Origin of the sequence: Rhodococcus sp. NBC_00294, from assembly GCF_036163995.1 — a bacterium.
GTDB lineage: Bacteria > Actinomycetota > Actinomycetes > Mycobacteriales > Mycobacteriaceae > Rhodococcoides.
This window is the reverse complement of the sequence record NZ_CP108045.1, coordinates 35,375-53,219: the sequence shown is the minus strand read 5'-3', so window position 1 is coordinate 53,219 and position 17,845 is coordinate 35,375. Positions and strand designations below refer to the sequence as shown.

Below are 17,845 nucleotides of genomic sequence, written 5' to 3'. Positions count from 1 at the left end.
GCATTGAGGGCACGGAACGTTGTGGCGACAGTACGTGCGCCTCCGTTGTTGTTGAACATTTGCTTGAGTTTCGTCACCTTCGTGACGGTGAACAACCGGTGTGAGTGCGGAACGGTCAGAAGATCGGCAGCTGCGCCGGGTCGATTCGGGCCCGCCTTCGGCGCCCGGAGACGCCGGTAGTAGCGCCATTGCGGCGTTGCGGCGGCAATGGTCGCGGTGCAGCAGGATCGACGACGCCGGCGCGTGCGGCGATCATCGCGCGCACCGCGCGGGTGACCGCTTCCGGTGTGTCGAACTGTGCACGCCACCGGGTGGAACCCGCCGTCGGCGCACCGAGCACGGTGTCGGCAAGCCGGTCGAGGAGAACATCGAGACGCTCGCGAAGCGCCTGAACAGCGTCGTCGAGGATTGCTTCCGCCACCGCAGGTGGCCGGTGTTGCTCATCGACGGATGTCGCCATGCCGCCACCGTACGCAAAGATTCCCGGTTTCGGTTTGCATCGTGGTGCACCGTCCGGGGTGCGCACGTCACCCACGTTGCAATCAGGCGTCCGTCGAACCAGGCCACTGCGGGCGGTCGGCGCACTGTGCCGACATCCACGGATTCTGGACAGGGTGCATGACGGCTCACTAGAAACAGTGGAAATGATTGTTGGGCAACCAGTTCGAACCACTTCGTGTCCCCATAAGTCGGGACATGTTTCGCTCCCAGGTTCCTCCTAGCGTTGTGGTCGCAACTGACGGATCCGGATACACGACCTACTGAAACGGGAGCGTTCAGCGAATGCACAGTGCAGAAGATCCTTCACGGGCGATCACCCTGACCGGGACGGGGTCGTACGTGCCCGACACATGTGTGGCATCAGCGGACGTCGAGGAACGCCTGGGCCTGCAGGACGGGTGGATACACGAGCGGACGGGCGTGCTCGAACGTCGAGTTGCATCCCCGAGCCAGGCGGCATCGGACCTCGCGGTGATCGCCGCATCACAGGCCCTGGCATCCGCTGCAGTCAGTGCGGCCGACATCGGCCTGATCATCGTGGGTACCTCGACACCGGACAGTCCACTGCCTTCGACCGCCTGCATCGTGCAGGCGAAGCTCGGTGCCACATCTGCCGTCGCCTTGGACATCGACGCTGTCTGCACCGGGTTCGTCTACGCGCTCGACATCGCACACAAGATGATGATGGGCGATCCCGATCTGAACCATGCCCTCGTCATCGGAGCCGACGTGTACTCGCGCATTCTCGACTACACCGATCGACGCACCAGTGTGCTGTTCGGAGACGGCGCCGGCGCGGTCGTGTTGTCACGCACGAACGTCGGTGCGGCCATCGATTATTCGAAACTGGGCAGCGACGGCACTCTGTCCGACTACGTCGGAATCATCGGCGGTGGCAGCAGGCGGCCACTGAGCGTGGACCGCCTGTCCGCCGGGGAACAATATTTCCGGATGAACGGCCGCGCGGTTCGTGACTTCGTCCACGATCGACTCCCCCAGATGATTCACGATGCGCTCGATGCTCGAGGGCTCGTCGTGGGCGACGTCGATCTGTTCGTTCCCCACCAGGCGAACGTTCGCATCCTCTCGAGGAAGTCAGTAAGCACCTCGGCTTCGCCCACGATCAACTCGCTGTCACCGCGGACAGATTCGGTAACACCGGAGCTGCGTCGATACCCATCACCCTCGACGAGGTGGTCCGACAGGGCCGCTTGAGCGGCGGGGGCAGGGTCCTGCTCGCCGGATTCGGAGGCGGCATGACCTGGGGCACGATGCTGCTCGATTGGCCGACAGGTTCGCGTCCCACGCAGTCGACCGCAGGCGGGAACTGACATGACCATCCTCGACACCTACCGACACCGCACTCCGTTGTCGCGGAGGCACTTCGCCGCGGCGACACGATCAATCCCGGGAGGGGTCACCCGCAGCCTGAACGCCTGGCCCCCGTACCCGACGTACATCGATGCGGGAGAAGGTAAATACCTCCGGGACCTCGACGGAAATCGGTACCGCGACTTCCTCGGCAATTACACGGCGCTGCCGTTGGGCAACACCAACGAGGCCGTGCGGACCGCGGTCACCAACCAACTCCGGACAGGCAGTGTCTACAGCTTCTCCGGAAACCTCGAAACGCACTTGGCCACCGCAATCGTGGGGCGCGTCCCAGGTATGGAGAAGATCCGCTTCACCGGATCGGGTACGGAAGCAGTGATGTTCGCGTTGCGACTGGCGCGCGCAGCAACCGGTCGACCGAAGATCGCGAAGGCGGAGGGCGGCTATCACGGCACCGTCGACGACGTGATGGTGTCGAACAGGCCGCCCGCCGACCTCGCTGGACCAGGCGACCGTCCACATTCCGTACCGGAGATGCGCGGAATACCGGACAGCCGGGTCCGCGACACGGTGATCGTGCCCTTCAACGATGCCGAGGCGACAGAGGCTGTTCTCCGTCTGCACCATACGGAGCTGGCGGCGGTCATCGTCGAACCGATGCTCGGTGTCGGCGGCATGATTCCTGCCACCGACGGTTACCTGCAGCGGTTGCGTACGGTCTGCGATGACCTCGACATCCTGCTCATCTTCGACGAGGTGATCACCCTCCGCCTCGCCGTCGGAGGAGCGCAGAGCCTGTACGGCGTCACACCCGATCTGACCACCATGGGCAAGGTCATCGGCGGCGGGCTGCCCATCGGAGCGTACGGCGGGCGCGCCGACCTGATGGCGCTCCTCGAACCGGGTCGAGGAACAGATGTCTACGACGCACGTTCCGGCGGTCCCGTGCTTTATCAAGGAGGCACTTTCACCGGCAATGCCCTCAGCCTCGCAGCAGGACTCGCAGCGCTCACGCAGCTCGACGCTGCGGCGCTCACTACGCTGAACGATCACGGTGATCGGCTGCGCGACACCCTGAACAGCCGCCTCCGAGCCGCCCGACACCCGGCTTGTGTCACCGGTAGAGGGTCCCTGTTCAACGTGCACATCGGCCCCACCGCCGTCGACACCTTCCGCGACACCCGCTCTGTCGACGCTTCCGGTCAACACCGCTTCTTCCTCGGCATGCTCAACCGCGGCTTCGTCCTGGCCGCTCGAGGCATGGGCTGCATCTCCACCGAGCATGAAACACACGACGTCGACGACTTCGTCGACGCTGCGTTCGACGCGATCACCGATCTCGCACCCCGCCGCGCGGACATAATCTCCGACTCTCACGCCGCGTCCACCGATTCCTCACCTCAGCCGTTGGAGGCCACCCGATGAACCTCACCTGGACACCCGAACAACTCGCGCGACGCGAGACGTACCGAACCTTTGGACGGAACGCCGTCGCACCCGGTGCCGCGGACAGAGACGCCAGTGGCGACTTCCACCGCGCCGCCTGGAAAGAACTCGCAGCGTCACAGTTCTGGCTCTTCCATGTCAGCACCGACCTCGGCGGCCATGGCGGAACGCTGTGGGACTTCCTCGCCAATCTCGAAGGCCTCGCGGCGGGCGCGGAAGATTCGGGGTTCGTTCTGAGCGCCGTCGCTCACGCCGGTCTGATCCACGTGCTCTCCGAGCACGGAACACCGGAACAGCAGCACCGCATCATTCCGGCACTGACAGGCGGCGCGCTGGGTGCGACGGCGGCCACCGAACCTCAGGGCGGCTCCCATGTCGCAGCGGTGGCGACCATCGCCACTCCCGCCGCCCACGGCGGGTGGACCCTCACCGGACACAAGAGCCACATCACCAACGCCCCCGCTGCGGACCACCTGTTGATCGTCGGACGCATGCCCGAACTCGGCAAGAGGGACATCACACTGTTCGTCGTCGAGCGTGGCCGCGCCGGGCTGAGCACAGGAGAGCATGAGAACCTTCTGGGCCAGCGCACCAGTCCCACCGGACCCATCCACCTGCAGGATGTCGCCGTGACCCGCGACGACATCGTCGGCCGGCCAGGGAACGGACTGGCGACGCTGTACAGCTTCCTCGCCTTCGACCGCCTCATGTACGGCGTCGTCGTCGCCGCCCAACTGGAGGCGGCCTTGCCCGGTGCGATCGCGCGTATCACCGAACGCCACGCCTTCGGATCCCCTCTAGCCGAGCACCAGATGATCCAGGACAAACTCGTCACCGCGCGGACCACCATCGAATCGTCCCGGCACCTGGCCTACGCGGCGGCGGACTCGCTGATTCGCGGCGACGATCGTTTCAGCGTTCTGGCTTCCTGCGCGAAACTGTCAGCGTCGGAGGGAGGGGTTCAGTCGGCGCTCGAGCTGATGCAGATCTTCGGACACTCCGGGTACGAGCGGACACAGCCCCACGAACGGCGCCTCCGTGACGCCGTCGCGATCCGGATCGCCGGCGGAACTACCGAGATGCAGAAGAAGAACATCTTCAAGGACACCGCCGAGCGCTTCGCGTGCGCATCGACAGGAGAGCAGGAAGGCACTCCATGAGGACAGTGCAGTTGCGTCAGAGTGTCGAGGTGGGACCGCGGGACTGCGCCACCCAGTGGGGGAACGACGGCCTCGACGTGTTGTCGACACCGACGATTCTGGGAACGATGGAACGGCTGTGTGTCGAGGCGTTGGCGCCCACCCTTCAGGTCGGGGAAATGACAGTGGGCACCGGCGTGGAGATGTCCCACACTGCTGCAGCGCTTCTGGGGGAATCGGTGATCTACCACGTCGAAGCATCCATCGATGGTCGGCGCATCGACGTCACGTTCACCGTGACCGGCAGCGATCAGACCATCATCAGCCGGGGTCGCCACTCGCGTGCCACGGTCGATGCCGAGCGCTTCAAGCAAAAGCTGGGACTACTGCCCGCCTGATCGTCGATCCGGGCGCGGGTGTCACCGGATGGGGCGCTGCCTCGCGCGGTGGGCGGCGACTTTGGCGATGGTGCCGCATGCCCGCCCCGCGGGGCCGTTCGCGTACATCCCGCACCACACGCGGCTCAGATTCGGGGACCGGTCGTAAAACACCCGCTCGCACCCGGGGCACGCCCGCAGCCGCCGCCACTGGCCGTCGGAGACGGCGTCGACCACGATCGCCAGGACGTTTCCGGCGCAGGTGTTACCGCGGGCGCGATGTCGGATCGTCGCCGTGTCAGCGTCGAAGTAGGCCTCGACCGGGTACATGTCCAACCAGTCCTGCAGCCCCGGGGGGTGGTGTCCGCCCAGTTCCCGCCTGATCCCGTCTCGCAGTGCACGAACCCCGGGCAGTTCATCACCGGTCGGGCAGGACACCACGTCGGAGAACTCGGCGTGCCACTGCTGCGAGCTGGAGGCGATGTCGGTCAGGTCATCCACCGGGCCGCGGGTGTCGTGGGAGATGGTGCGGGTGTTGAGGAATGTGCGGACGTCGTCCAACAGTCCAGGCGCGGGGTTGCGCGCGTACTCCTTCACCACAGTTCAACGGTACGCCCGCACATGCCAGTCGGTATGTAACCTTCATAAGTGATCGTGATGGTTACATATCGTGCCACTGGGGGGGACGGACGCCATGGGATCGACACCGACCGAGACAGTGATCAGAACGCGCGGGTTCCTGCCGTGGGTATTGGCGACGATCGGAGCCCGTCTTCCGATCGCGATGACGCCGCTCGCGCTCGTCGTCGTTGCCGAACACACGACCGGCTCTTACGGGGTCGGCGGTGCCCTCGTCGCAGCACATACCGTCGGCGAGATCGCCGGGTCTCCTCTCATGGGGAGGGTGGCCGACCTCTGGCCGAGCCGATGGAATCTCGCGGCAGTACTCATCCTGCAGGGCGCCGGGTTTGCGGTGTTGTCATGGGCACTCACGAGCGAGCAGCCGCTGGCAGCGTCGATGACTCTCGCGCTTGCGATCGGCGTGATCGCTGCAGGAGTACCGGGGGCGCTTCGGTCTCGTCTGACGCAGATGGTGCCCCATCCGACCGTGGTCACAGCATTGTCCATCGACAGCGCGATCAACCAGGTGTGTTGGGGTGTGGCGCCGGTCGTCGTCGCACTTGTCGCTGTCACCACATTTCCGTCGGCAGCGTTGCTGCTCGTGGCCGCTCCTCCGCTTCTCGCGGGCGTGACCTGTCTGGCCCTTCCGGAGTCTCGATCGGAACCGGAAGTTGCTGCCGGCGGAGTGGTTTCGCTGGCCCGAATGCTGCGCACGACGCTCGTTCTCACAGTCATTCTACGACTGGCTCTGGGCATCCTCGCGGTCGCCGCCATACCGGCGTTCACTGCGGTAGGACATGCAGGACTGGCGGGGCTCGCCCTCGGAATGTACGCGGCGGCAACCGGAATCGGCGCCGTGACGATCGGGGCGCGGAGGCCTGCACAACGTGACGCACAACGAGACGCGGCGCTACTGCTCGCACTGTTGGCGGCAGTGCTGGTACCCGCTGTCCTGCTGGCCGACAGTGTGGTGGGTCTGATCGTGGTGTTCACGCTCGCCGGTTTCGTCGAGGGCCCCACCGTCGTCGCCCTGTCGGTCCACATCCAGGACAGCGTGCCCGTCCCCTGGCGCGCAACGGGTTTTTCGATGCAGTACGCCGCGCTGGGTGTCGGATTCGCGCTCGGGAGCCTCGCACTCGGCCCACTGCTCGATGTCACCTCCGCCGCCGGCGCTGTCTCCGTGATCGGAACTCTCATGTTCGTCTGCGCCGCCGCGGTTGCTCTCCTACGCCGGCGTGAACTCGTGCGCGCGCACACGGACACCGCGACCGACGCCACGCCCACGCCCTAGGCGCGTCGCCGTTCGGCTGGCAGTGCCGTCGCTGCCTGCAGCGTCACTCATCGATCGACTCCGGGCGCCCGACTCACCGTCAGCGGACGCAGGTGTCTTTCGGCCTCGACACGGGACGGATCCTGGATGCGACCGACACGGCCCGGCGTCGCACGAGTGCGGCGAGCGGCGTTGTGAAGATCGGCGTGGTCGTCGACCACACCGATCTTCGCCGGTGCGTCTCGTCCGCGATACATCAGACACCGACCCTCGTCGCCGTCCACTCGCACAGCACTCGACACCTACCGGGCGACGTCGAGCTCCTGGTCACGGACTACCCCGCCGAACGAACCTCGCTGCCCGACCACGTGCGCGTGCTGCTGGAAGTGTCCGCGACCGGATGCGTCGCCCGGATCGAGGCCACCGACACGGCCCCACGAGCGACCACCACGGTTGTCTGGGACCTCGGACACCGAATACACACACTCCTGCATCGACAACGGAATGACAACGCCGATGCGGCTCCTTCGCAACAGTTCTCAGACCGAGAGCGCGAGGTCCTCGCGGGACTCGCAGCGGGCCACACACGCCGTCAGATCGCCCAGAACCTCGGCATCAGCATCCACACCGTTGACACGTACAAGTACCGCGTGAAGGAGAAAGCGCAAGCAGAAACGATGGCCGATCTGGTCCGAACCGCTATCAGCTTGGAGCAGACCGGGTGAAGGTTCATGAGCTCTAGGGGACCTACGACAGCGCCTAAGTCACACACCTGCGGCGTGAGCGACCATCTCGTCGATCAGCGTGACCCACCGCTCGCCGATGGACGTCCACCGACGCTGCGCGGGCCATACCGGTGCATACGTCGACTGCGCTGATGCCCGGCTCAGTGAAGGCTCACCGCCCGCGAACCCGTAATGGTGGTTAATCACCGCCACTGACGACGAAGGGGCCACCGTCACGACGACCGAGAACGGTGCTCGTGAACCGCTACACCGGGAGTTGCCATTCCCGCATGGCGCCGGTGGACACGGTGCGCCACGCTCCCATCGGCCGTCGGTCGCCACCGCCGAGTACGCGGATCGTCTGCTGTGCGCCCCACCAGCGATGCAGACGGATCGCGCGGTGCCAGTACCAGCGCCACCGTTGGATCTCCTCGGTGCCGAGGTTGATACGAACGTAGTCGGTTCGCAGCCCGTCACCGACGACCGATTCCCAGCACAGGCCGAACCACACATCGGCGACCTGGTCCACAGGAATGTCGACCTGCCCCTCCAATGCGTCCGACGCGACATCGAAGTGCTCGCACGTCTTCTGTGACCACCACTCCTCGTCGAGGCGTCGGGTCCCCCGCCAGAACACTGTCCGCGCACCGTGACGGACACCGGGGCCGGCGGCGGACACGCTCGGCCTGTATCGCCGGGTGGTCCTGTCGCCGGATGTAGTCAGCGCCCCGGTGGTGCCGGTGCTGAAGGTGAGGCCCTGCAGCGTGGCGAGTCGACGATTGGACCGGTGTGACCATGTGGTGAAGGCAAGGCTGGCGGCGGCGATGAGGATCGCCAGTCCGGAGATCTGATCCAGGAAGTCGAGCATCAAGGCCTCTCTCGGTGCGACTGCGCGGGCGACCAGCAAGTTCCGGTGGCAGTGTTGCCGGGTCAACTGTCCTGGGTGTTAACGCACCGTCACGGGTTGCTACGGCAGGTCCCGTGTCAAGCCGCTAAGTCCCGTCGGTCACTGTCCGCGGCTTTGGTGGTACTGGATCGGTTTCGGCTCCTCGGTTACCCCTTCAGGTTGCCCACCCATCGCGCGAGAACCGTCCCACCCGCGACGGGCGTGCGAAGAAGTACTCGCGAGACAGCGGCGGATCCGCACTGCCGGGCGGTGAGTCCATCACCACCGACGACCTCAAACTCGTCGCTGAGATACCCCCGGTCTCGCCCTGGACTCAGAACCGCGTTAATCAACTAAGCCGCTTCTAATCTTCCCGCTGCCTCAATCAGCGAGTTCGCGTACTGGTCGGCGGCACGCCGAACAAACGTCTCAGTGATTGCACTCGACCACATCAGGATCCAAAGGATCGAAAGCACCAATACTGCGACAATCCACGACTGGTTGGTCGTAGCACTGTCGAATACTGGAAAGGCAATTAGAGCGCCACCCAAGCAGGCAGTGACTACAGCAACAGTGATGCCGATTGGCCTGCATCCGTAAAGATTCCGACGGAATCCGTAGGTTGCGTTGTGGCGCATTATCAGACCGAACCCGTCGGCCCGCGTCCGGTCTCGAAGTACTGTGATCGCTGTTTCGTACGTATGCGTCGCAGCATCGAGGTCTGACGTCTCGTCCGCAGCGGACGGTAGAGCAATTCCGGTTGCTCTGCTGACCTCATGATGTCGATGGGCGGTCAGGACACGATTCGTTCCGCTCGTCCACCTGAGGAGTTGCATTGTCGGTGAGCCACCCCATTTCTTGAACAGTCGATCTTGCTGCGCGAAGCCCCGGTCCCTCACGAACTGCATCAGCAGGAAGTGCAGACCGCTGACGCCGATCAGGAGTCCGAGTCCCGCGCGCCAAGCGCCCAGTCCGAATAGAGCGGCGCCGAGAGCGAGAGCCGGCACTGCCATGACGGTGACAGGCGCGAGACGCGCCTTATAGTCGTAAGCATCCACGGGCTACTCCGCGAGCCAGCCGCTGGCCTCAGCGGGCCGGTAGCCGATTCGTTCGGCTCCTCCGCGGTTCCAGCGAAGATCAATGCCTCGGGTCGCCATGAAGGGATACCCCCGGCGCTTGGCAGCGTTGGCGACCTCGGATCGAGGAAAATCGTCCGCCTCGCGCCCGACACTCACGAATGTGGTTCCGCGAGGGATTCCACCGTTCTGGGGGCCCAGTACACGGTCGAGCGTGGCCGGGTCGAGGTTGTGCCGCGAACCGTGATGGGGGAGCTGAAAAAAGTCGAGTTCTCGGTGTTCACCAACGCTCTCCAAGTGATCGAGGGCCCGGTTGAGTGCGGGCACACCTGCATCGCCGGTGAAGAGCGCGTCGTAACCCTCTACGGCGAGCTTGACGATGATGCTGGTGTTGTTCCGCGGTGTGGTCCCCCCGTTATCGGTCACAAGCGTCTCTCCCGGGTCGTGACTGACACCCTGAAGCGCGGTCATGACGGCGCTCGCGGCTTTGGACAGTGTCCGGCCGATCGATGCAGCAAAACCTGCGTACTTGACCTGCTCACCCAAGAGCTCCGTGTAGTAGAGCTCAGTCGGACCGAGGATCCTGAGAGCTCCACCGAAATAGGTATCACCGGTGAACCCGGAGGCAACGCGGGTGCCGTTCACTTGCGCGGTGGCCACCAGGTCCTCCGTGAGAGGCGACTTGACGTCGTCGCGAACGTGGCCGAAGCCAGCAGGTCGGTTGATGATGAGGGTGTCGACATCGAGATTCTCGATGGCTCCGAAGAGACCCTTGATGTGGTCGTCGTCGGGGTGCGTACAGATCATCAGGTCGACTCGCCTTGTTCCGTAGTAGCGCCGTACGTGGTCCGCGATCCGGTCGCCGTCGTCGCTGAACCCGCCGTCGATGACGACGACCACGTCGCGACCGGTCGCGGGATCGGTGAACTGCGCCGTGATCGCGTCGCCGGTCTTGGCCTTCTCGCCAACCCACAGGAAGTCGATGTCAAGCATGGTTGTGGCCCTTCTTGTTGCAGATATAGGTTGCGATCTATATCGACCATACTCTATATTTACGCAGGAGGGATCAGCGACACCGAAAGTGCGCTGGCCGGCCATCTGAGGAGAGAAACTATGACGCGCAAAGCTGTAGCACCTGGAACGCCGGCTCCGACATCGGGCCAGTACCGCCCGACGGGCGGTGGTAACGAGGTGACGGTTCCGAAGGGGCATCGACTGCCCCCGCCTCCGAAGGCGGGTCAGAAGTGGGTAAACGTCGATCCGACTAAGAACAAGAGCGGACGAGGCTGAACCGCGCTCCTCGAACGCAACCGGAGCCGTTCAGGTCTTGTCATGAGCGGTAAGTGTCGCGTCCGACGTATATGGTCTGTTTTCAGGATGCAGATCAACAGAGGCGGAGACGACTGGCGTGGCAGCGAGCAGAGTGCCCCGTCTTCTCGCCTGCACCGCAGCCAGTAAGTGGGTCTGGTTCCAGAACGACTACGACGCCCGCTCTAGAGCCCGCGAAGAGTTCGCTAACTTGCCGGTCGACGCGCGGGCGAAGTTGGATGTCGCCATGAGCCGCCATCTGCGCGGGGACTCCAGAGCGGGGGATGTCGATCATCTCGGCCATGGAATCTATGAGCTCCGAGTGCGGCATCTCAACAACCAGTATCGACTTCTGTTCATGGGCTGGGGTGTGCACAGGGTGGTGCTCACGGCGTTCCGGAAGAACCAACAGAAGACCCCAAAAACTGATCTACAGAGGGCCACGAAGCGGGGGACGCGGTGGCTGGAGCTGTTCGCCGATCCGACTGAGGCCGAATGACGTGTGCGAACGGGGCACCCGAGCAACGCACCCGGCTACTGGTATAGATTCCAGCCGATACTGTGAGGCCTGTTCCCCTCGAGCTGTTCAGCTCGACACGGACGCCAGGAGGAGACGAGACCATGAGTGTCGACGACAAGCGCAGGAGCGCGCTCGCCAAGATCTTTGCAGATGATGCGTCCGCTCTAGCCAACGAAAGCTACGACACCGATCCCGCGTACCGCGCTGCCCTTGAGGATGCCGAGAGTCTGCACGAGATTCTCGACAAGTTGGTGAAGTTGCGCAAAGCGCTGGGTTTGACACAAAAGGACATTGCTGAACGGTTGGGAGTTCGGCAACCCACCGTCTCCAGCTTCGAGAATGAATCGAGTGACCCACGCCTGTCGACATTGCAAAGGTATGCGAGAGCTGTAGAGGGCCAGATTACCTTTAGACTCGAAATGCCGGCTCATTGCGACTGGATAACTACTCCTGATCGCGCTCAGTATTCGGGGGGTTCATCGGCCGCTCATAGCGCAGCCGTAAAGACAGCGGATGATGTCTTTATTTCGCGCTGGGCAACCGCTGACTCGAACCAAAAACAGTACGGCCTCGCTTCGTGATAGACATCGATAACCCCGATCTGCACGTCTCGGCGAGACGTCTGAATGCCCGCGCAGAGGTCAGAGACATACGACTGTTGAAGTCAGCGGTCGAGATGGAGGAGTTGCCCGATGGGTCGACTGCGCTTGCCTACGATTTGAATTCGTTTCCCGAGGTGCAGCACTCACCTGGTGAAACGTTTTTCGTGGTTCAAATATCGTATGATCTAGAAATTTTTAGTCAATCGAACAACCCTGAACACGAAGCTACCGGAGAGCAACTCGCTCAACGAACCACGGTAGCGCACGTCCAATTTACTTTGGCTGCGTTGTTCACTTTGTCGCTTCGAGCCAGCGATTCAACTCCATCGGACGAAGAGCTCGAAGCCTATAGTTCAACAACGGCCCAACTTATGCTGTACCCGTACGCGCGTGAGTACGTTTACGATGTCACAGGCAGGCTAGGCCTACCTTCCCTGACCCTCGGGATGTTGAAAATGACTGCAACAAGCGGTAAAAGTTCGGACTAGACCTAGCGGTCCAAACTCTCCGACTGCATTGCCAATCAATGGCGCGTTCTCGCCGTGCGCGGGGTATGAGGCACAGGCCGCAAAGGCAAGTCAGGGTATTTCTCCGGTGTCTTCGAGTCCGAGCGATAAGGGACTGGAAATCGATGTGGTCGACCAGAGGGGCAGCTCGGACCAGTTGGGAGGAAACCCCATCTCACCCAAAGAGCGTAGACCGTAAGGAAAACGGTCGTCGATCAACAGCCTGAGCCTAGTAACCCATGTATTACCAGGTGAAATCGCGTCGAGTAAGAACGCCGCACTGCAGATGGTTCCGTACACCGTGTCAGTTTGGGCTGGTACCCCGTCGAACTCGGGGAGTGATTGCAGCAGAGGGGTACCGATTGGCATCAATTTTCGATTCCACAATCTGGAGTGATGCGCACAGATGTTCCTCACGATGGCAAGCTGTTCAAGCGGCTTCGAAAGTGCGCCACTGGGGCCGTCAGAACGTCGTCTTCGGTCCCGTCGGTGAGCGGACGACCCCCGGCCGTGTCGCGGCACATCTGACACGCCGGGTTGCGGGACGCCGAGTTGTCGAGCGATCGCGTCGCGATCCTCTGCCTTCAGCCCAACGTACAGCTTTGACAAATCACTGAAGTCGAGAACCTCCGTCAGGACCCACACCGGCACCTGGCCGGCATAGTTTTGGAAGTGGTGCTTGAGAGATACATCTTTGCCTCTCTGCCTCTTCACCCGTCCGAACGCAATCGCCAGCCAATCCATATGGTCGCCCCGTTGCACAAAGTCCATGTCGAAGTTCGAAGCGTCGAGGTGGGCCAAAGAACCGCGGGCACCTAGCGTGTGGCCGATTTTGCTTCTCATCGCAACTTCGACTCGTTCGATGGCACTCAGTAGGTGATTTTTCAGATGACGGTCGAACTCGTACAGACCGGCCACATCGTCGAAAGTCGTTCCTGGCATGAACTCATCGACGCGTTGGCCAGCGTCGTTGCTTGAGTAGAACGGGTACCAGTATCCGCTGAGACGGTAGTACCCGACCATACTCAGCCAGCGCTCAGCGTTCTGCTCGTCAGCCACGAGCATCCCTCGGGATGACAACCGCTCAATCTGCTGTTCGATCGTGAGATACGGCTTGGGATCGCGCATCTAGTCAGTATAGAAATCCGGCCCGCACCCAGCGAAGCTGAGGCGGGCCGAACGATTGCGATCATGGTACCGCGGTCACTCAGTAGCGCGCAACAGTGCGCAACTGAGACGGGCTGAGCAGGCTCAACCGTCTTCTGCGGACTGCAGGAATGCTCAACGACGGCTTCCGTTGCGCATGCATGTTACGCAACCGCATCCTGAGCAGCGTCTCTGCGCTCAGGCTGTCGGCACAGTTGCCTGCGCGGCGAGGGCGCAGCGCGTATAGACACGGCCCCAAGAGCACCGGGAAGGGAATCACACACGGAACTTCCCATTCAGAACCAGTAGGGGCCCAGCTACTCCATCCTGTTCAGTGTGAGCCAAACCGAGACCCCCAAATTGCTATTGTCCTTTATGACGACCGAGATCCGCGATCTGAGCGCAACCGCCGCAGACCGGGGTCGGACGATCCTTGAAACGGAGGCTCGGTCCGAAGCTGATCCTGCATCCTTCAACTCCGCCGAGTTCTGGAGGACGGCGGACCTCTTCGTGTACGCAGCTGCTTTGGTCGCATCATTCTTTCTTCCGAGCCCCTCGCGCAAACGAGGATTGAAAGAGTCGTTCCCCGATCGCGGTGCAGCCCTGTGCGCGTTGTACGAGATCGACGAGTGCCATTTCGCCGGAGTCAGAGTGGTCCGTCACAGCTTCGCTCACATCGACGAACGTTACGAAGAATTCTGGCTGGACGATCCGAACCGCAACATCGGTTCTCACTTATACGTGGCTGAATCCTCAATGCAGCACGCTGGTCCGCTCGCGCGGTTCCACGGGTTCGATCCCGAAACGCAAATCCTAACGTTCGGCGGTGATGCAATTGACGTCGAATCAGTGACGGAAACCATGGCGTCGATCTACCAGAAGTCAGACGGGGTCAATCGTGCTCTCGCCCGTGCAGTGGCCTCGGAGCGGGGCTAGGTTCAACGGCGTAACGGAACGAACTCTGTAGCTCATCACAAGCATCGCGCGACTCTAGATCACAAGCCGCCAATGGCATCGCGGTAACACGGAAACCATACCCCTTGCACTAGAAGCGGATTGCGGTCAAAGCCCGATGTCGTTGATTGCGTTACCAATGAGTGGCGCGTTCTCGCGCGCATAATGTTCGAGCATGGCGGGTGTGGTGTGGCCGGTCTGCCGCATGATGGCGTGGGCGTCTGCGCCATTGCGAAAGGCCTGGGTGACGAACCCGGAGCGGAGCGAATGTCCGCCGAGTTGAGAGACGAGCGCAACGTCGTATCCGGCACGTTCGGCGCGGCGCCGGATGGTCTTGTGTACCGCAGCCCCTGACAGTGGTGTGGTGCCGAGGTTACCGTTCTTGGCGATGGCTCGGAACAGCGGCGCACGAGCGGCGGTACGGGGCACTCCCCCGCGGCACACATGGCTATCGAACGGATCGCCGCCCCGTAGCAGTCGGATGACGGAGGGACGGCCACCGGCGTCGAAGGCTGCAACAACCTGGACCCATCGCACGTACGCGCAGGGTGGGCACGTGGCGTGGGAGTCGGTCGCCGGGAGCGCCCGAACGACGCCACGGCCTTCCTGGTCGGTCTTGGTCTTCCGCAGTCGGATGTGCAACCCGTCTTCGCGATGCAGAGTGACGTCGCGGCATTCGAGACCCGCGAGCTCGGATCGACGAAACGCGCCCGCGAAACCGAGGAGCAGCAGCGCGGTGTCGCGGCGCTCGTAGACGTCGTCGGCCCACCCGTCGCACTGGAGGCGGGCGGTCTCGACGAGGTTCCGGATGTCGGACACCAGCAACGGCGCCCGTTGAGTGCGGGGTCGATCGCCGGCGGTGGCGTACTGCCGGCGAATGCCCGCCAGGGCCGCTGTCACCAGGTGGTGCTTCGTGGGCGAGGTGTACCCGGCGGTCTGATGAAAGTGGTTGATAGCGGATGCCCACGCCGACAGAGTGCCGGCGGCGTAGGCCCTCTCCCCCACCGCGGTGACGGTGTCGGCGGCGTCGACGAGGTACGCGGCGACCGTGACGGGGTGCGCCGGGAGTGCGACGTGCCCGTTGCGGACGCACCAGTCGGCGAACCGTTTCCACCCGGAGGAGTAGGCGCGGCGGGTGCCGGCCGACCGGGACGAATCCACCGCAGCAGCGATGCGAGCGGCCACCGCCACGGGGATCGCCGGCGCTGCCGTGCCCTCTGACGGACCCGAGACAGTCGTCCGAGGGGTCACCGGGGCCGTTTCGGCTGGTCTGGAGTCCATATCCGCAGAGTAGACCCCTCGTCCGACATGGTCGCGGTCTATAACTGTGCTGAACTGGCAATTCGAGGCTTACGGTGCGTTAAGTGAACTTAACGTCATTCAAATCAACGCAAATGTATGCGACTACAGCAGGTTTCATCGGTTGCAGCTGAGCGCCGACCGATCGAGCTGCACGCAATAACTCTGCGGTGACCAACTACCGCGTGCGCTGCAAGATACCTCCAGCTCAAGCGGTGTCTGTGGCGATTCCCGCGTCCTTGAGCGGGCGGCCCCGACGAGTCGTGACCGTACGCAGATACATGCGTCCGACGGACGCGGGCGGGCAGCACGGCTTGCCGCGGCGTCTGCTTCAATGCAGTTGTGAGCCGCGATTTGGGAGATGACACCACGGTCACCCCGTCCTTGGGTGCTGAGATCACAATGACCGACCACACTTCCGGGATCACCGAGCGCGGTCGAATAATCGATGACTACGGCAACGGCGTGCTTTCGGCCGAGTCGTCCGGGCGTGCCTGAGCGCCGGCTCGCCGGTGGGCGATTGCGCTGGACTCGGGGCGGCTGGTCTTCGCAGACAGCGCCGATTTCGCGGCGCCCGCAGCGCCGAGCAGCTGCGGCGGCGACGAAACCGGTCATGCTGCGGGGACCTCTCCCCTATCCGCGCCCACGCAGCGCTTTCGCGGGTAGTTACCCATCGGGGTCGTTGCCCCAAGGATGCGCCCGCGCAGCAACGACCACCACCGCAGCGCTTCAGCCAGATCGAGCTCGTCCACAACGCTGATAACCGACTCGGCGTGGCCGGTCGAACGCGGAGTGCTCGCAACCAGTACCGCGGATACCCGCTCGACGGTTCACCATCTCGCAGGAACCGAGAAGCGTTGAGCATTGTCGCGCCGGGGGGGATCGGAGACTGTGGTGGTTGAGGCGTCGGGGGCGGTAATTACGTACCACCCAAACCAAATTGTTTCGTCTCGCCTCTTCGAAGGTACAAAGTCCCTCTCATGTTGCGCAGGTGGGTGCGGCGCAGACACCGCTCGCGGGCGCACGAAGTCAGCCGCGTCAGTACGCGATTGGCCTACAGCACTGTCGTCATCAGCGCGCACCTCCGCCGCCGCTCAATACACCGAGCAAACCAGGGCACCCCACGGTCCCATTTCGTCACAGTGACACATGGGTAACACTTGCTCGATCGAGCTGGGCAATCTAGTCGGCCTGGGCGACGTGGTCAGGCGTTGGCCACCCAAGCCAAGTTTGGATCCCGGTAAGGCCATACGTACAGCCATATGCAGCGCCATACGATGGGCACGACATGCGGCTCAAGAGGTCGCCAGTAATCAGGGAGCGGCGCTACCAGCGGTTCGCGATGCCGACTTTGCTCCAGCGTGCAACGAAGCAGTTTGCTCGAGCCCCTACTAAGGTTCTGACACTTGCCTCTTGTGGACGGTGGTCAGAGCTCATACATCGAACGCAGGCTTGCTGCGAACTCCCCCAGTTGAGCTCAGGGGGGAACACCACTCGCCCGCCGGGTCCGCGATTGGCTGAACTACGAAAGTTGAGTCGGTAGGCATTTGCAGACTTGCGATCGTGCACTACCGCGATCGGCTATGGAAAGTGTTCTCGGTTGCGACAACGGGGCACCTAGAAATCCGACAGCCCGACTCTACATCGCAGGCGCGCCCTGTCCCGCCGTTCGCGCCAACCCGCCACACGCGATGTAATATTTAAGTCACAATCTGGGTCTGAACTGCGCAAACACCAGCGGCCGCACCTAAGACCATACATACAGCCATACATCAAGCCATATTTAGCGCTTTATTGATTGTTTTACATGCGATCGGTACAATTGCTTTCCGCACGCACGTATGCAAAGCTTACATAGCGCTCGGGTTTGTGCACATGCTCAAGGCTGCGTCAACAGCTGCACTATCGGCAAAGCAACAGGCTTGAGTACGCTCCAGTCATCGAGCCCTGATGTCGGACGTTGGCATTGCTGTATTTGTAACCTTGTTGCCAGCCTGACTACACGCTTGTCTTAAAGCTATGCAGGCAACCGCCGACACAGGCTTCCGTACCGCTGTGTACAAGCGGTCTTGTCAGGCTCTATGTCACGCCAGCCGCACAACCGCACACATAGCTGGTCGCTATGTCCGCCCAAGGA

The 17,845-nt window shown here is 62.8% G+C and carries 18 protein-coding genes and 1 pseudogene; 11 read left to right on the top strand and 8 right to left on the bottom strand.

All coding sequences use genetic code 11. The features are described from left to right. Positions 1 to 115: 115 nt before the first annotated feature. Complete coding sequence (locus OHB23_RS22610; RefSeq protein ID WP_328811846.1) at positions 116 to 460, bottom strand: hypothetical protein; 345 nt, start codon at positions 458 to 460, stop codon at positions 116 to 118. A gap of 323 nt (positions 461 to 783) precedes the next feature. On the opposite strand from OHB23_RS22610, the gene OHB23_RS22605 reads away from it, so the two are divergent. From OHB23_RS22605 to OHB23_RS22585, 5 genes and pseudogenes are all read left to right on the top strand, one after another. Next, positions 784 to 1,716: a 3-oxoacyl-ACP synthase III family protein gene (locus tag OHB23_RS22605; protein ID WP_328811845.1), complete on the top strand. Its 933-nt coding sequence runs from the start codon at positions 784 to 786 to the stop codon at positions 1,714 to 1,716. Continuing rightward, a pseudogene (locus OHB23_RS22600) lies at positions 1,647 to 1,832 on the top strand (3-oxoacyl-[acyl-carrier-protein] synthase III C-terminal domain-containing protein); the annotation flags it as partial. The gene OHB23_RS22605 and the pseudogene OHB23_RS22600, both read left to right, overlap by 70 nt. A 1-nt stretch (position 1,833) precedes the next feature. After that, positions 1,834 to 3,258 carry an aspartate aminotransferase family protein gene (locus OHB23_RS22595; protein ID WP_328811844.1) on the top strand — a complete coding sequence of 475 codons (1,425 nt, stop codon included), beginning with the start codon at positions 1,834 to 1,836 and terminating at the stop codon, positions 3,256 to 3,258. After that, on the top strand, positions 3,255 to 4,439 hold the full coding sequence (locus tag OHB23_RS22590; RefSeq protein WP_328811843.1) for an acyl-CoA dehydrogenase family protein: 1,185 nt from the start codon (positions 3,255 to 3,257) through the stop codon (positions 4,437 to 4,439). Before OHB23_RS22595 ends, OHB23_RS22590 begins: the two co-directional genes overlap by 4 nt. Then, positions 4,436 to 4,816, top strand: coding sequence for a thioesterase family protein (locus OHB23_RS22585; RefSeq protein WP_328811842.1), 381 nt, complete (start codon positions 4,436 to 4,438; stop codon positions 4,814 to 4,816). The genes OHB23_RS22590 and OHB23_RS22585 overlap by 4 nt, the downstream gene beginning before the upstream one ends. Positions 4,817 to 4,837: 21 nt before the next feature. On the opposite strand, the gene OHB23_RS22580 is transcribed toward OHB23_RS22585, so the two are convergent. Further along, complete coding sequence (locus OHB23_RS22580) at positions 4,838 to 5,395, bottom strand: CGNR zinc finger domain-containing protein (RefSeq protein WP_328811841.1); 558 nt, start codon at positions 5,393 to 5,395, stop codon at positions 4,838 to 4,840. A 94-nt stretch (positions 5,396 to 5,489) separates the two neighbouring features. Here OHB23_RS22580 and OHB23_RS22575 point away from each other — a divergent pair, with 94 nt between their 5' ends. Next, positions 5,490 to 6,707: an MFS transporter gene (locus OHB23_RS22575; RefSeq protein WP_328811840.1), complete on the top strand. Its 1,218-nt coding sequence runs from the start codon at positions 5,490 to 5,492 to the stop codon at positions 6,705 to 6,707. 47 nt (positions 6,708 to 6,754) lie between these two features. Here the strand turns inward: OHB23_RS22575 and OHB23_RS22570 are convergent, their stop codons facing one another. Next, positions 6,755 to 6,943, bottom strand: coding sequence for a hypothetical protein (locus tag OHB23_RS22570; RefSeq protein WP_328811839.1), 189 nt, complete (start codon positions 6,941 to 6,943; stop codon positions 6,755 to 6,757). Positions 6,944 to 7,060: 117 nt separating this feature from the next. On the opposite strand from OHB23_RS22570, the gene OHB23_RS22565 reads away from it, so the two are divergent. Then, a complete protein-coding gene (locus OHB23_RS22565) occupies positions 7,061 to 7,411 on the top strand; it encodes a LuxR C-terminal-related transcriptional regulator (RefSeq protein ID WP_328811838.1) in 351 nt (116 codons plus the stop codon). A 265-nt stretch (positions 7,412 to 7,676) separates the two neighbouring features. Here OHB23_RS22565 and OHB23_RS22560 read toward each other — a convergent pair whose 3' ends face one another. The 3 genes from OHB23_RS22560 to OHB23_RS22550 all read right to left on the bottom strand — a co-directional run bounded on the left by OHB23_RS22560 (position 7,677) and on the right by OHB23_RS22550 (position 10,366). Further along, on the bottom strand, positions 7,677 to 8,279 hold the full coding sequence (locus OHB23_RS22560) for a hypothetical protein (RefSeq protein ID WP_328811837.1): 603 nt from the start codon (positions 8,277 to 8,279) through the stop codon (positions 7,677 to 7,679). A gap of 371 nt (positions 8,280 to 8,650) precedes the next feature. Beyond that, the gene (locus tag OHB23_RS22555; RefSeq protein ID WP_328811836.1) at positions 8,651 to 9,355 is read right to left on the bottom strand and encodes a hypothetical protein; all 705 of its coding nucleotides are present in this window, start codon (positions 9,353 to 9,355) and stop codon (positions 8,651 to 8,653) included. 3 nt (positions 9,356 to 9,358) lie between these two features. Next, positions 9,359 to 10,366, bottom strand: coding sequence for a ComEC/Rec2 family competence protein (locus tag OHB23_RS22550; protein ID WP_328811835.1), 1,008 nt, complete (start codon positions 10,364 to 10,366; stop codon positions 9,359 to 9,361). Positions 10,367 to 10,781: 415 nt separating this feature from the next. Between OHB23_RS22550 and OHB23_RS22545 the strand changes: the two genes are divergently transcribed. The 3 genes from OHB23_RS22545 (at position 10,782) to OHB23_RS22535 (ending at position 12,291) form a co-directional block, all read left to right on the top strand. Continuing rightward, positions 10,782 to 11,180 (top strand): type II toxin-antitoxin system RelE/ParE family toxin, encoded by a 399-nt coding sequence (locus OHB23_RS22545; RefSeq protein WP_328811834.1) that lies wholly within the window; start codon positions 10,782 to 10,784, stop codon positions 11,178 to 11,180. 122 nt (positions 11,181 to 11,302) lie between these two features. Further along, positions 11,303 to 11,782 carry a helix-turn-helix domain-containing protein gene (locus OHB23_RS22540; RefSeq protein WP_328811833.1) on the top strand — a complete coding sequence of 160 codons (480 nt, stop codon included), beginning with the start codon at positions 11,303 to 11,305 and terminating at the stop codon, positions 11,780 to 11,782. Beyond that, on the top strand, positions 11,779 to 12,291 hold the full coding sequence (locus tag OHB23_RS22535) for a SecB chaperone (protein WP_328811832.1): 513 nt from the start codon (positions 11,779 to 11,781) through the stop codon (positions 12,289 to 12,291). The genes OHB23_RS22540 and OHB23_RS22535 overlap by 4 nt, the downstream gene beginning before the upstream one ends. A 90-nt stretch (positions 12,292 to 12,381) precedes the next feature. Here OHB23_RS22535 and OHB23_RS22530 read toward each other — a convergent pair whose 3' ends face one another. Further along, entirely contained in the window at positions 12,382 to 13,437 is a 1,056-nt protein-coding gene (locus OHB23_RS22530; RefSeq protein ID WP_328811831.1) for an Abi family protein, read from the bottom strand. A gap of 354 nt (positions 13,438 to 13,791) precedes the next feature. On the opposite strand from OHB23_RS22530, the gene OHB23_RS22525 reads away from it, so the two are divergent. Then, positions 13,792 to 14,391, top strand: coding sequence for a hypothetical protein (locus tag OHB23_RS22525; RefSeq protein ID WP_328811830.1), 600 nt, complete (start codon positions 13,792 to 13,794; stop codon positions 14,389 to 14,391). A gap of 126 nt (positions 14,392 to 14,517) precedes the next feature. Here the strand turns inward: OHB23_RS22525 and OHB23_RS22520 are convergent, their stop codons facing one another. Then, the gene (locus OHB23_RS22520) at positions 14,518 to 15,690 is read right to left on the bottom strand and encodes a site-specific integrase (RefSeq protein ID WP_328811829.1); all 1,173 of its coding nucleotides are present in this window, start codon (positions 15,688 to 15,690) and stop codon (positions 14,518 to 14,520) included. Positions 15,691 to 17,845 lie beyond the last annotated feature (2,155 nt).